Raw genomic sequence first — 13,422 nt, 5'->3', positions numbered from 1 at the left:
CGCGAGCTGACACTCGCGATATCAATCAACCAAAGGAATCCCAGCCAGAATCCGAAGACCCTGGCACGGGGTATTACTTGGCACTGACTTTCGGCACGCTGTTGAGTTCTCAAAGAGCGGACGCGCAACAAGTCCACCCTCTCGGGCTTCCCTGCTGGCTTGGATGTCCAACACTACGCCGGTTTCCGATGCACCCCGTACCCGGGGTCTCGGTCCGGCGGACCTCCCGGTCCGCGCGGCGCATGGAGAACAGTACACGACCGCCGAGGGGGTCTGCAGGGGGGTCCCTGGAGGCCCCCGTCACGCTGTCTCAGGCGACGCCGGTGGGTCGGAACTGCACGCTGACCCGCGGGCCCACCGGCTTCGTCGTCTTGGGAATGCAGTGCTCCCACGTGCGCTGGCACGAGCCGCCCATGACGACCAGGTCCCCGTGGCCGAGCGGGAAGCGCAGGCTCTGCCCGCCCCTCGCCGGGCGGAGCAGCAGCGGCCGGGGCGAACCGAAGGACACGATGGCCACCATCGTGTCCGTGGAGCGCCCGCGGCCCAGCCTGTCCCCGTGCCAGGCGACGCTGTCGCGGCCGTCGCGGTACAGGCACATGCCGGCGGTGACGAATCGATCCGTGGTGCTGCCGACCCCGTAGTAGCGGTTCAAGGACTCGCGCGCCTCGGTCAGCAGCGGGTGCGGCAGCGTCTCCTGGCCGCTGTACCAGCGGAGCAGCCTCGGCACGGTCACCTCGCGCTCGTACATCTGGCGGCGGTCCTCCCGCCAGCCGATGTCCCCGAGCAGGACCTCGAGCACCTCGTCGGAGCCGGCGACCCAGCCGGGCAGGTGGTCCACCCAGGCGCCCTCGCTCAGCGCGTGCCTCGTCATCTGCCCCGCCAGTGGTCCGAGCGTGGCCTCCTCGGCCAGGTCCCACATGGAGGGCTGGTGGGCGAGCGTCATGGGGAGACGCTACTCCGACTTTTCGCACATGTGTGCGAAAAGCTGTGGACAGAGCTCAGGCGGTCAGCGCGAGGGCGAACGGGAGGACGGCGGTGGCGCCGGCACGTCGCAGCTCGCGCCCCGCGACGGTCATCGTCCAGCGGGAGTCGGCCAGGTCGTCCACCAGCAGGATCGGGGCGGATCCGGCCTCGGCCAGGCGCTCGCGCAGCTCGGGGCCGACGACGATGCGGTCCCACACGGCCGCGAGCCGGAAGGCGCTGTTGCCACCGGGCTGACCGGTGGGCCCGCCGTGCTGCAGCGTCATCTCCCCCAGGTAGGGCAGCCGCCCGAGCCGGGCCAGCCCCTGGGCGAGGCCGGTGACCAGCTGGGGACGGCGTCGCGACGGGATGGCGACGACCGCACCGGGCCGCTCCTCCCAGTCCCACGCGCCCAGCACGCGCGCGCACGCGCGGATGATGTCGTCGTCGGGTGGCACGTCGGAGACCGACCGCTTCACCGGCACGTCGAAGGCCGCGTCGGGGTCCTCCTCCAGACCCGGCGCCTCGAGGTCCACGACGCCACCCACGCCGTCGTCCCCGAGCAGGGTGCGCAGGCGCTGACCCCAGCCCAGGTCGGTGAGCCGGGCGACCGCCCGGCCCGGCTGGATCTGGTCCGACGACGCGATCTTGCCCTTGACGTCGACCCCGAGGCGGTCCGCGCCGGTGGGCCACTGCGCGCGGGGCGAAAGCTCCACTCCCGGCCGGTCGAGGGCCGCCGACGCGGCCTCGGCAGCGGCCTCCGGGACGTCGGTGGCGTACCAGGGGCCGGCGCAGACGTCGCAGCGGCCGCAGGGCGCGGCCGTCGGGTCGTCGAGGGCCTCCTGCAGGAAGGCCATGCGGCACATCGCCTCGTCCACCGGCCGCGCGTAGGCGATCATCGACCGCTGCTCCGCCTCGCGGGTCCGCGTCACGCGGGCGTACCGATCGGCGTCGTAGACCCACGGCTGCCCCGTGGAACGCCAGCCGCCCTGGACCCGCTCGACCGCGCCGTCGACGGCCAGCACCTTCAGCAGGAGCTCCAGCCGGGACCGGCGCACGTCGGCGACGGTCTCCAGGCGGGCCACCGACCACGCCTTGCCGTCGGCCATCGCGGTCAGCACCGCGGCCGCGTGGTCCTCCCGCGGCATGGACGACGTCGCGAACCACTGCCAGATCGCGAGGTCCTCGGGCCCGGGAAGCAGCAGGACGTCGGCGTGCTCCACGGCGCGGCCGGCACGGCCGACCTGCTGGTAGTAGCTGACCGGGGACGACGGTGCCCCGAGGTGGACGACGAAGCCGAGGTCGGGCTTGTCGAAGCCCATGCCCAGCGCGGAGGTCGCCACCAGCGCCTTCACCTCGTTGCCGCGCAGCGCCTCCTCGGACGCCTTGCGGTCGGCGTCGTCGAGGCGGCCGGTGTAGGCGCGCACCTCGTGACCGGCGTCGCGCAGCAGGGACGCCGTCTCCTCCGCCGCGGCCACGGTGAGCGTGTAGACGATGCCGCTGCCCGGCAGGTCGTCGAGGTGCGCGGCCAGCCAGGCCAGCCGGGCCCGGTCCGACGGCAGCCGCAGGACGCCCAGCCGCAACGAGTCGCGGGAGAGCGGCCCGCGGACGGTGGTCACCTCGACACCGCCGGACCCCAGCTGCTCGGCGACGTCCTCCACCACGCGCTCGTTGGCCGTGGCGGTCGTCGCCAGCACCGGCGTCCCCGCCGGGAGGGTGCCCAGCAGGTCGCGGATGCGCCGGTAGTCGGGGCGGAAGTCGTGCCCCCAGTCGGAGACGCAGTGCGCCTCGTCGACGACCACCAGGCCGCAGCGGGCCACGAGCCCGGGGAGCTGCTCCTCGCGGAAGCGCGGGTTGGTCAGCCGCTCGGGCGAGACGAGCAGGACGTCGACGTCGTCTGCCGCCAGGCGGGCGGCGATGTCGTCCCACTCGGTCATGTTGGCGCTGGAGATCTCGACGGCACGGATGCCGGCGCGGGCGGCCGCGGCGACCTGGTCGCGCATCAGCGCCAGCAGCGGGCTCACCAGCAAGGTCGGGCCCTTGCCCCTCCGGCGGAGCAGAGCGGTGGACACGAAGTAGACCGCCGACTTGCCCCACCCGGTGCGCTGCACGACCAGCGCCCGCTGCGAGCGCTCCACCAGCGCGGACACCGCGGCGTCCTGCCCCTCGCGGAAGATGGCGTCGGGGCGGCCGGTGAGCTCCCGGAGGACACCGAGGGCCTCGGTGGCGAGGTCGGACGTCGGCGCAGCGGTGCTCATGCCGACGACAGTAGGCAGTCGGGACGACGAAACCGACCGCCCGGCGGGAGGTGTGGACGACGGGGGAGAATCCTCCGCGATGCGCGCCTCGGAGGACCTGCCGCCCGACAACCACGTCCACACCCACTGGTCGTGGGACACGGCCGACTCCTCGACGATGCGCCGCGCCTGCGAGCGGGCGGTGGCGCTGGGCCTGCCCTCGGTCGCGTTCACCGAGCACCTGGACTTCACGGTCTGGGACCCCGACGACCGGGCGACCGACGAGGGACTGGTCGACCGGCACGCGTCCCGGCACGCGGAGATCGACGTCGAGGGCTACTTCGCCGAGCTGGCCGAGGTCCGCGACCGCTTCCCGGACCTGCGGATCCTGTCGGGCGTCGAGACCGGCGAGCCGCACCTGTTCCGGGCGAGCGTCGACGCCTACCTGCGCAACGCCCCGGTCGACCGGGTGCTGGGCTCGCTGCACTCCCTCGCCCACGAGGGCCGCCTCTACGGCGTCGGGCACCTGCTGTGGGACGACGCCGACGGCACGATGCGCCGTTACCTCGGCGAACTGGTCGACATGATCGAGACCAGCGACGTCTTCCAGGTGCTCGCGCACGTCGACTTCCCCCGGCGCTACTGGCCCGGCGGGACGCACCGCTACGTCGAGAAGCACTACGAGGAGGAGTACCGGGCGGTGTTCCGGGCTCTCGCCGGCAGCGGCCGCGCCCTCGAGGTGAACACCAGCAGCCCCCTCGCCTCGGTCGACCAGGTGCGCTGGTTCCACGAGGAGGGCGGCGAGGCGGTCAGCTTCGGCAGCGACGCCCACCAGCCCGGCGCCGTGGGCCAGCACTTCCGGGTCGCCGTCGACGTCGTCGAGGCGGCCGGCTTCCGGCCGGGTCGTGACCGCTACGACTTCTGGCGCCGCTGAGACCCCCGAAGAGGTACTTCACCGCTAAGGAATCTGCCGCTAGGGTCCACCAGGTGACGTCGCAGCGCGTGGTGATCGCCCTCGGCGGGAACGCGATGACCGGGCCCGACGGCTCGGCGACCCCGCAGGCGCAGCGGGACGCCATCCGCGTGGCGGCCGGGCACATCGCCGACGTCGTGGCCGCCGGCGCCGAGGTGGTGCTGACCCACGGCAACGGCCCGCAGGTGGGCAACCTGCTGGTCAAGAACGAGATGGCCGCGCACGTCGTCCCGCCCGTCCCGCTGGACTGGAACGTCGCCCAGACGCAGGCGACGATCGCCTTCACCGTCGCCGACGAGCTCGACGCCGCCCTGCGGACCCGCGGCCTGAGCCAGCGGACCGCCGGCCTGATCACCCGCACCCTCGTCGACCTCGACGACCCCGGCTTCGTCGAGCCCTCCAAGCCGGTCGGCCGCTACCTCCCGCGCGAGGAGGCCGAACGGTTCGTCGCCCTCGGCCAGAACTGGGAGGACCGGGGCGAGCGCGGCTGGCGGCGCGTGGTCGCCTCCCCCGAGCCGAGGTCCGTCGTCGACTCCCCCGCCATCCACGCCCTGGCGGCCGCCGGCTTCGTCGTCGTCTGCGCCGGCGGCGGCGGCATCCCGGTGACGGACGACGGCCGGGACGGCGAGGCCCTGCGCGGCGTCGAGGCGGTCATCGACAAGGACCTGACGGCGGCGATCCTCGCCCGCGAGCTGGACGCCGACACCCTCGTCATCGCCACCGACGTCCCCAACGTGATGGTCGACTTCGGCACGCCGTCCCAGCGGCCGCTCGGCCGGGTGACCGTCGCCGAGCTGCGGGAGCACGCGGCGGCCGGGCAGTTCGCGCGGGGCAGCATGGGCCCCAAGGTGGAGGCCGCCCTCCGATTCGTCGAGGGAGGCGGCTCGGCGTCCGGAGGACGGAGAGCCGTCATCACCTCGCTCGAGCACATCGCCGACGCCGTCAGTGGTGACGACGCCGGCACCGTCCTGACCAACTCTTAGAGGGAGAGCCAGTGCCCGCACCGATCGAGGTCCGCAAGGTCCCGCTGCACAACGTCAGCGACGCCTCCGAGCTCGCCAAGCTCATCGACGACGGCGTCATGGAGGCCGACCGGGTCGTCGCCGTCATCGGCAAGACCGAGGGCAACGGCGGGGTGAACGACTACACCCGCATCATCGCCGACCGCGCCTTCCGCGAGGTGCTGATGGAGAAGGGCACCCGCTCGGCCGACGAGGTCAAGCAGATCCCGATCGTGTGGTCCGGCGGCACCGACGGCGTGATCAGCCCGCACGCCACGATCTTCGCCACGCTCCCCGAGGACGCCGTCGAGAAGACCGACGAGCCCCGGCTGACCGTGGGCTACGCGATGAGCGACGTCCTGATGCCCGAGGACATCGGCCGCATCTCCATGGTGGAGAAGGTGGCCGAGGGCGTGAAGCGCGCGATGGAGGCCGCCGGCATCACCGACCCGGCCGACGTCCACTACGTGCAGACCAAGACGCCGCTGCTGACCATCGAGACCATCCGCGACGCCAAGAACCGCGGCAAGGACACCTACTACGACGAGCCGCACGGCTCGATGGACCTGTCCAACGGCACCACCGCGCTGGGCATCGCCGTCGCCCTCGGCGAGATCGAGATGCCGAAGCAGGAGCAGGTCATGCGCGACCTGTCGCTGTTCAGCGCCGTCGCCTCCTGCTCGTCGGGCGTCGAGCTGGACCGGGCGCAGATCGTCGTCGTCGGCAACGCCCGCGGGCACGGCGGCAACTACGTGATCGGCCACTCGGTCATGAAGGACGCCCTCGACCAGGACGGCATCTGGGACGCCATCCGCCAGGCCGGTCTCGACCTGCCCGAGCGCCCGCACGTGAGCGACCTCGGCGACCGGCTGGTCAACGTCTTCCTCAAGTGCGAGGCGGACCCGACCGGTTACGTCCGCGGGCGGCGCAACGCCATGCTCGACGACTCCGACGTCTTCTGGCACCGCCAGATCAAGGCCACGGTCGGCGGTGTCGCCGCCTCGGTGACCGGCGACCCGGCGGTGTTCGTCTCGGTGGCGGCGGTCCACCAGGGTCCGTCGGGCGGCGGCCCGGTCGCCGCCATCGTCAAGGCCTAGCAGCAGGCAGCCCGGGGAGGTCGGGGGTCGGTGACCCTCGGCCTCCCCGTCGCGTTCCCGGGGTCAGGCGACCTGGCCCCAGAGACCGCGCAACCGGCCGTCGACGACGGTCGTCGACTCCGCCGGCTGAGCTGCGGGGACGGGCGGCCTGCCGCGGCGGCGGTCGCCGGCGACGGGGACCACGAAGCGGTAGGTCGCGTCGACGTCGCGGACGGCGAAGGTGTCCTCCTCCTCGCCGGCGTGGTGCAGGACGACGGTGTCGAAGCGCTCGGCGACGCGGTGCAGGGACTCCGCGTCGGACACGTCGATCACGGTCGCGCCGGGCTGGAACGACGTCACCGGCAGGATGCGGTCCGCGTGGCGCACCAGGAACCGGTCGGAGACGTCCCCGCGCCCCGTCCGGCTGACCCAGGCACCGGCGCCGAGGGCGACCAGGGACAGCAGCAGGGCCGCGCCCGCCGTCTTCCGGGCGGTGCCGATCGGGACCGACAGCCCGAGCAGCTGGAGCGAGCGCGGGCCGACCTCCTCGATCTCGACGGGGGTCGCGGTGCTGGGAGACAGGTCGGCGGCCTCGGTGCCCAGCGGCCGCAGGGCCGCGTCGTCCAGCGCGAACACCAGACCTGCGGGCGGGGTCGCGGTGAACGGTCGACCGTGCACGGTGCCGGTCGTCTCGGACACCGGGGTGACGGTCAGCGTGCCCCCTCCGCCGGACGACCCGGTCTCCTCCTGGTGCCGGCGCAGCAGGTCCAGCGCGGCGTCGGTGTCGACGGCCACGGCTGCCGACGCCGTCCCGCCCTCGAAGGCGGCCACCGGACCGGAGGACAGGACGGCGCTCCAGCCGTCCTGCGCGGCCACGAGGACGTCGAGCCGCACGGTGCCGGTCACGCCCGCCAGGTCGGGCCCGCTGACGCTCGTGGCCGCGGTGACGGTCAGGTCCTCGACCAGGCGGTTCCAGACCGTGTCGCCGGTCTCGACCGCTCCGGTCGGATAGGTCGTCCCCGTCTCCGCCGTGCCGCTGTAGCTGAAGTCGCTGCGCTGGGTCACGTCGACCGTGCGCGTCTCCGTCGCGGTGGGTGGGAGGGCCAGCAGCACGCCGCACGCGACGGCGGCGACGAGCGCGATCCCTGCGGCGCCGACCGCGACCTGCCGGGCGCGCCCGCGGGTGGACGTGGCGAAGCCCGACCGCGTCCGCGCGTGGGCATGACGGGCGGGGCCCCGAGCGGACCTGGCACCGGCCCGACGGCGGCGCAGCCAGCCGGCGGTGCGCCGGCCACGTGGATCGTGCAGCCCGCCGAGCAGGACGAGCATCCCGCCGGCCAGGGAGAAGAGGACTCCCGGCGAGCTCACGGCGCCGATCACCTGACCGCCGTGGGGGATGCGGACGAAGAGGCGGCCGAGGATCTCCTCCTCGGCCGGCCGGTCCTCGTCGAGCCAGTCGTTGTTGTCGCCCTGGGTGACGAAGCCGGCGGCGTCCACGGAGACGATGCGGTGCATGACGACCGTGTCGAGCGTCTCGCTGCGGTAGGCGACGACGTCGCCCACGTCGTAGCCGTCGGCCGGGCTGAGCAGCGCCAGGTCCCCCGCGTGGAAGTCCGGCTCCATGCTGGTGCCGTGCGTGGCCACGTAGGTCATCGACCCGCCGAGCGTGGTCGGCAAGAACAACCACACGGTCACGAGCACCAGCGCGGCGAGGGCGCTGGTGCTGGCGACTTTCGACGGGGAGGTCATCTCTGGAGGCAGGAGCCGAGATCAGGCGGGGCGACCGAGTGGCCGCCCCGCCCGGTCCGAAGGGCTACTTGGACACCACCGTCAGGCCCACCTCGGTGATCGGCTCGATGTCCAGGGTGTTGACGACCTCGCACGTGATCACGTGCGAGGTGCTGCCGGGGTTCGAGTAGACGCAGTTGTTGGTCACGTCGCTGGCGAACAGCACCGCGTTGCTCGCGTTCTTGATCGTCAGGTACGCGTTCATGTCGGCGGTGGACTCGGTGATGGTGAAGACGACCTTGTCCAGCTTGCTGGTGTCCGCCGCGAGGGGGATGTACGCGACGTTGCTGACGGTCACACCGGTCACGGTGAGCTTCCCGTAGCCGGCGTTGTCGTCGAGGATGCCGGTGGCGTCGAAGGTGTTACCAGCAGTGAAGGCCGAGGTCGTGGCGACGGCACCGGCGACCGCGACACCGGCGAGCAGAACGCGCGACACGCGCATAGCAGGGTCCTGTTCTCTCGTGGCTCAGTACGGCGCGGATGGGTTCACCCGGCTCAGCGACGGCTGGCCTGATCGTTGACGAAGTCAGCTTCGGCAGCCGGGCCACGGACTTAACTCCTGTCCCAAGAAATGACTGGAGTCGCTAAAGAGACACCGCCGAGTCGGTCATGGAATTCGTTCGCCCGGGGCAGGAAATGGCGAAAAGGGCCGTGCCGGGGAGCTGCGTTCAGCCGCCGTGGCGGTAGAGCAGGAAGGCGACGTCGTCGTCCGGCGCGTCGCCGAAGAGCTTTCCGCGCAGCACCTCGGCGAGCTCCTCCGGCGGCAGCTCGCGGCCGGCGACGAGCGCGCCGACCGCGCGGGCGGTGCCCTCGTCCAGCGCCTCGCCGCGCCGCTCGACGAGGCCGTCGGTGTACAGCAGCAGCGTCGACCCCGGCGCCAGGACGACGTCGGCCTCGGGGCGGTCCAGCTCGGGGACGACGGCGAGGGGCAGTGACGCTCCCTCGCCCAGCAGCCGGGGGTGGCCGTCGACGTCCACCACGATGCCCGGTACGTGGCCGGCGCTGCTGTAGCGCAGGGCGCCGGTCCGGGTGTCCACGATGCCGCAGACCACGGTGCTCACCGCGGCTCCGGGAACGAGTTCCGCGAACCGGTCCAGCGCGCTGAGCACGTGCGCCGGGGACCGGCTCTCCAGGAGCAGGGCCCGGCCGGCGCTGCGCAGCTGGCCCATCACGGCGGCGGCCGGGAGGCCGGTGCCGACGACGTCCCCGACGACGACGCCGTGCCGGCCGTCGGGCAGGTGGACGACGTCGTACCAGTCGCCGCCCACCTCGAGGGTGCCGCTGGCCGGCTCGTAGTGGACCGCGAAGCCGCCGGGGAGGTTGGTGGGACCCAGGACGGCGCGCTGCAGCGTGACGGCGACCTCGGTGAGGAACTGGGCGCGGGCGCGGTCCAGCTCCGCCTGCTCCTCGGCCCGGCGCCGCTCCAGCTCGACGGCGCGGGCGTCGGCCAGCGCGGCCGAGACCTGTCCCGCGGCCAGGGAGAGGAAGACGCGGTACTCCTCGTCGAGCCGCAGGTGGGGGCTCGTCCCGACCACCAGGGCGCCGACGGGGCGCGGCTGACCGGCGACCACGAGCGGCAGGACGACGGCGGTGTGCACGTCGGCCTGCCCGATCGGGCTGGCGCCCAGCACGGAGAGACCGGGGAGCCGCTCGCCGAGCCGGGTGAGGGTCTGCGCCACCCCCGTGGCGATCGCCGTGCGCACGGGCTCCAGGAGGACCGGGCTGGCCAGGTGCCCCGGTTCCCCGACGCCCTCCGAGGCGATGAGCCGGGCACCGGTCCCGTCGTCGAGGTAGACGGCGCCCACCGGGCAGTCGGCGCGCGCCGCGGCGAGCACCCGGAGCACGGCGGCGACGGCCTCGGCCGTGTTGCCGTGCGTGGAGCGCGGCAACCCGCCGAGCTCGGACAGGATGCCCAGGCGCCGGGTGGCGAGCACGCGGGAGGTGGTCTCGACGACGACGTCCAGCAGCCCGGCGACGACGCCGCCGGGGGCGACGACGGGGCTGTAGGCGAAGGTGAAGTAGCACTCCTCCGCGAAGCCGTACCGGGTCATGACCAGCGGCCGGTCCTCGAAGTGCGGGGCGCCGCCGGCGAGACCCTCCTCGATGGCGGGCTCGATGTCGTCCCAGACGTCGGGCCAGACGTCGACGACGCGTTCCCCGAGGGCGTCCGGGTGCCGCAGGCCGAGGATGGGCGCGTAGCCGTCGTTGTAGATCATGACGAGCTCGGGGCCCCACATCAGGAGCATGGGGAACCGGGAGTTGAGGCAGGTCGCGACGGCGGTGCGCAGGGTCGGCGACCACTGCTCCTCGGGGCCGAGCGACGTCGCCGCCCAGTCGTGCTCGAGGACCATGCGCTGGAGCTCGGTGCGGGGTGTCCCCGCGACCAGCTCCGCCAGCCGCCTGTCCAGCCCCACCACCCCCACCCGTCGCCGACCGGTCGCCGTCGCGGATGCCGGTACCCGATCGTCTCATCCCGGGCGGACGGGCCGGCGGCGCTCCAGCGCGTCGACGTCGGCCCCGCCTGCGTGATCGGGGGTGAGCCCCACGCTCCCCGGGTGGTGGCGGAGGACGCAGGACGGCCGCTCGCTCACCCGGACGACGTCGGTCAGGGCAGGATCGCGTCCACGTACCCGCCGTCCACGCGCACCGCGGCACCCGTCGTCGCCGATGCGAGCGGGGAGGCCAGGTAGACGCACATGTTCGCGATCTCCTCGGGCTCGATCAGCCGCTGGAGCAGCGACTGCGGCCGGTGCAGCCGCATGAACTCCCGCTGCGCGTCGTCCCAGGGCAGATCGCCGACGAGCGACCGGACGAAGTCCTCGACGCCGCCCGTGTGCGTGGGCCCGGCGATCACCGAGTTGACCGTCACACCGGAGCCGGCGGCCGCCTTGGCGAACCCGCGGGCCACGCCGAGCAGCGCGGTCTTGCTGACGCCGTAGTGGACCATCTCGGCAGGGATCGCGACCGCCGAGTCGCTGGCGATGTACTGCACCCGTCCCCAGCCGCGCTCCTGCATGCCCGGCAGGTAGGCCCTGGTCAGCCGGACGGAGGTCAGCACGTTCGTCTCGAAGTACCGCCGCCACTCGTCGTCGGAGATCTCCAGCGCGGGCTGCGCGCCGAAGATGCCCAGGTTGTTGACCAGGACGTCGACGTCAGGCACTGCCTCGAGGAGCGCGGCGGTGCCGTCGTCGCTGGTGACGTCGCCGGCCACGGTCCGCACGCGCCCGTCGATGCCCTCGGCCGCGACGCGGAGCTTGTCCGGGTCGCGTCCGGTGAGCACCACGTCGGCGCCCGCACCGGCCAGACCGGTGGCGATGGCCAGCCCGATGCCCTGCGAGGAACCCGTGACGAGGGCCGTCCGGCCCGAGAGATCGATGCGCACGCACCGACCAAGCCACCCCGTGGCGCCGGTGTTCCGGCAGCGGCGCGCCTCCCGGGCTGAGGCGGGATCAGGCCTAGCTTGTTCCGGATCGCGTCGCCCTGGTGGCGACGACCACGGGTGGACGAGAGGCAGCGGCGTGCGCAGGTCGGCCAACCGAGAGGCGGCCCCGGCCGCACCGACGGCACCACGCCCTGCCGCCCCGACGCCCCGACCCGGCCGGAGCCGAACCCGTGACGTCAGCCTCGAGGATGCCGCGCGCCAGGCCGGGGTGCTGGCCCAGGCCAGCCGAGAGGTGGCCGACACCTCCCGCGAGGCGGCTACCTCGTTGACCGAGCTGCGCGCGGCGATCGGCGAGATCTCCGCGAGCACCGCACGCGCCTCCTCCGTGGCGGAGGAGGCCGTACACGACGCGGAGGCCGTCGACGCACGGATCGCGGCGCTGCAGGCGGCGAGCGGGGCGATCACCGACCTCGTCCGGCTCATCACGGCGATCAGCCAGCAGAGCCGGATCCTCGCGCTCAACGCGTTCGTCGAGGCGGCCCGCGCGGGAGAGGTCGGCCGTGGCTTCGCCGTCGTCGCGCAGGAGGTCAAGCAGCTGGCCGGCCGCACCGCGCAGGCGGCCGAGGACATCGGCACCCAGGTGGCGGCCGTGCAGCGCGAGACGGAGTCCGCCGTCGACGCGATCGCGCGCATCGGCGGCACCCTGGCCGCCATCTCCGACGCGCAGGACTCCATCGCCGCCGCCGTCGAGCAGCAGCGGGTGGCCACCGACCGCGTCGTCGGCAACGTCGACCGGGCCGCCGCCGGGTCGGCCCGGATCACCGAGGCGGTGGCGGAGCTCGCCGAGAGCCAGCGGGGGGCCTACGTGCGACGGGCGCTCGGGGTGGCCGAGGACCTGCTGAGCGAGGCCGGCGGGGCCGACCTGGGCGAGGCCCCGCGCAGGCTGACCGTGCGCGACCAGTCGACCTCGCACCCCCGCACCGTGGAGCTGCCAGACCTGCTCATCGGTGGCGTCCCGCTGGAGCGCAACGAGGACCCGCGCCGCCCGTCGGCCCTCGTGGACGACGTCGTCGCGCAGGTCGGGGGCAGCTGCACGGTGTTCCAGCGCCTGGATGCCGCGGGCAGCATGGTGCGGGTGGCCACGAGCGTCGTCACGCCGGCCGGCAAGCGGAACGTCGGCACCTACATCGCACGGACGAATGCCGACGGCACCGCCAACCCGGTGCTCGCCGCCGTCCACGCCGGGCAGACGTACACCGGCGCGGCCACCGTGGCCGACCGGCCGTACTTCACCGCCTATGCCGGCCTGCGGTCCTCGGCGGGCGAGCTGATCGGGATGCTGTACGTCGGGATCCCGCTGGACTCGCTGCCCGCCTGAGGCCGGGTCAGCGGGAGTAGTACTCGACGACGAGCTGCTCCTCGCAGATCACCGGGACCTCGTCGCGGCCCGGCGTCCGCTCGACGCGCGCCACCAGGTCGGCCAGCCGCACCTCGAGGTACTTCGGAGCCTCGGCGTGCGCACCGGAGGCGGCGACGAGGAACGGCTCTTTCTTCTTCGACTTCTCCGCGACCTCGATGAAGTCACCAGGCGTGAGCCGGTAGGAGGGGCGGTCGACCCGCTTGCCGTTGACCAGCACGTGCTGGTGGGTGACGAACTGCCGGGCCTGGTAGATCGTCCGTGCGAAGCCGGCGCGCAGGACGGTGGCGTCCAGGCGTGACTCGAGGTCCTGGATCAGCGCCTCACCAGTCTTGCCACCGGAGCGCTTCGCCCGGTCGAACGCCGCCCGCAGCTGGGTCTCGCTGATGTCGTACTGCGCCCGCAGCCGCTGCTTCTCCTTGAGCCGGGTGGAGTAGTCGCTGTCCTTGCGGCGCTTGCGACCGTGCTCACCCGGGGGGTACGGCCGGCGCTCGAAGTACTGGACGCACTTCGGGGTGAGCGGGATGCCCAGCGCGCGGCTGAGCCGGACCTTGGGGCGGGGCGTGTTCACATGACCTCCGGTTTGGT

The 13,422-nt window shown here is 73.3% G+C and carries 11 protein-coding genes; 4 read left to right on the top strand and 7 right to left on the bottom strand.

Features of this window, described 5'->3' with window-relative positions:
* Positions 1–310: 310 nt before the first annotated feature.
* Together DCS98_RS15485 and DCS98_RS15480 are read right to left on the bottom strand one after the other, a co-directional pair.
* Positions 311–943, bottom strand: coding sequence for an alpha-ketoglutarate-dependent dioxygenase AlkB (locus tag DCS98_RS15485; RefSeq protein ID WP_116452236.1), 633 nt, complete (start codon positions 941–943; stop codon positions 311–313).
* A 55-nt stretch (positions 944–998) separates the two neighbouring features.
* Positions 999–3,218 (bottom strand): RecQ family ATP-dependent DNA helicase, encoded by a 2,220-nt coding sequence (locus tag DCS98_RS15480; RefSeq protein WP_116452235.1) that lies wholly within the window; start codon positions 3,216–3,218, stop codon positions 999–1,001.
* A gap of 79 nt (positions 3,219–3,297) precedes the next feature.
* On the opposite strand from DCS98_RS15480, the gene DCS98_RS15475 reads away from it, so the two are divergent.
* The 3 genes from DCS98_RS15475 to bar are packed head-to-tail and all read left to right on the top strand — an operon-like array spanning position 3,298 to position 6,268.
* Positions 3,298–4,131: a histidinol-phosphatase HisJ family protein gene (locus tag DCS98_RS15475; protein WP_116452234.1), complete on the top strand. Its 834-nt coding sequence runs from the start codon at positions 3,298–3,300 to the stop codon at positions 4,129–4,131.
* A 53-nt stretch (positions 4,132–4,184) separates the two neighbouring features.
* Positions 4,185–5,153, top strand: coding sequence for a carbamate kinase (locus DCS98_RS15470; protein WP_116452233.1), 969 nt, complete (start codon positions 4,185–4,187; stop codon positions 5,151–5,153).
* Between the two features lie 11 nt (positions 5,154–5,164).
* Entirely contained in the window at positions 5,165–6,268 is a 1,104-nt protein-coding gene (bar, locus tag DCS98_RS15465; protein ID WP_116452232.1) for a barbiturase, read from the top strand.
* A 63-nt stretch (positions 6,269–6,331) separates the two neighbouring features.
* Here the strand turns inward: bar and DCS98_RS15460 are convergent, their stop codons facing one another.
* From DCS98_RS15460 to DCS98_RS15440, 4 genes are all read right to left on the bottom strand, one after another.
* The gene (locus tag DCS98_RS15460; protein ID WP_116452231.1) at positions 6,332–7,996 is read right to left on the bottom strand and encodes a signal peptidase I; all 1,665 of its coding nucleotides are present in this window, start codon (positions 7,994–7,996) and stop codon (positions 6,332–6,334) included.
* A gap of 64 nt (positions 7,997–8,060) precedes the next feature.
* Positions 8,061–8,471: a hypothetical protein gene (locus DCS98_RS15455; protein WP_164704587.1), complete on the bottom strand. Its 411-nt coding sequence runs from the start codon at positions 8,469–8,471 to the stop codon at positions 8,061–8,063.
* Between the two features lie 232 nt (positions 8,472–8,703).
* Positions 8,704–10,449, bottom strand: coding sequence for a SpoIIE family protein phosphatase (locus DCS98_RS15450; protein WP_164704586.1), 1,746 nt, complete (start codon positions 10,447–10,449; stop codon positions 8,704–8,706).
* 191 nt (positions 10,450–10,640) lie between these two features.
* Positions 10,641–11,417 (bottom strand): SDR family NAD(P)-dependent oxidoreductase, encoded by a 777-nt coding sequence (locus DCS98_RS15440; RefSeq protein ID WP_116452228.1) that lies wholly within the window; start codon positions 11,415–11,417, stop codon positions 10,641–10,643.
* Between the two features lie 292 nt (positions 11,418–11,709).
* On the opposite strand from DCS98_RS15440, the gene DCS98_RS15435 reads away from it, so the two are divergent.
* Entirely contained in the window at positions 11,710–12,795 is a 1,086-nt protein-coding gene (locus DCS98_RS15435) for a Cache 3/Cache 2 fusion domain-containing protein (protein ID WP_241038071.1), read from the top strand.
* A 7-nt stretch (positions 12,796–12,802) separates the two neighbouring features.
* Here the strand turns inward: DCS98_RS15435 and rpsD are convergent, their stop codons facing one another.
* Positions 12,803–13,405 (bottom strand): 30S ribosomal protein S4, encoded by a 603-nt coding sequence (gene rpsD, locus DCS98_RS15430; protein ID WP_116452226.1) that lies wholly within the window; start codon positions 13,403–13,405, stop codon positions 12,803–12,805.
* Positions 13,406–13,422: the final 17 nt, after the last annotated feature.

Source organism: Blastococcus litoris, assembly GCF_003075095.1.
GTDB lineage: Bacteria > Actinomycetota > Actinomycetes > Mycobacteriales > Geodermatophilaceae > Blastococcus_B > Blastococcus_B litoris.
This window is presented reverse-complemented; position numbering and strand designations above follow the sequence as displayed.

Excerpts from the sequence above, each read along its gene's own strand:
- DCS98_RS15485 (WP_116452236.1), bottom strand. The coding sequence starts at position 943 with ATGACGCTCGCCCACCAGCCCTCCATGTGGGACCTGGCCGAGGAGGCC.
- DCS98_RS15480 (WP_116452235.1), bottom strand. The coding sequence starts at position 3,218 with ATGAGCACCGCTGCGCCGACGTCCGACCTCGCCACCGAGGCCCTCGGT.
- DCS98_RS15475 (WP_116452234.1), top strand. The coding sequence starts at position 3,298 with ATGCGCGCCTCGGAGGACCTGCCGCCCGACAACCACGTCCACACCCAC.
- DCS98_RS15460 (WP_116452231.1), bottom strand. The coding sequence starts at position 7,996 with ATGACCTCCCCGTCGAAAGTCGCCAGCACCAGCGCCCTCGCCGCGCTG.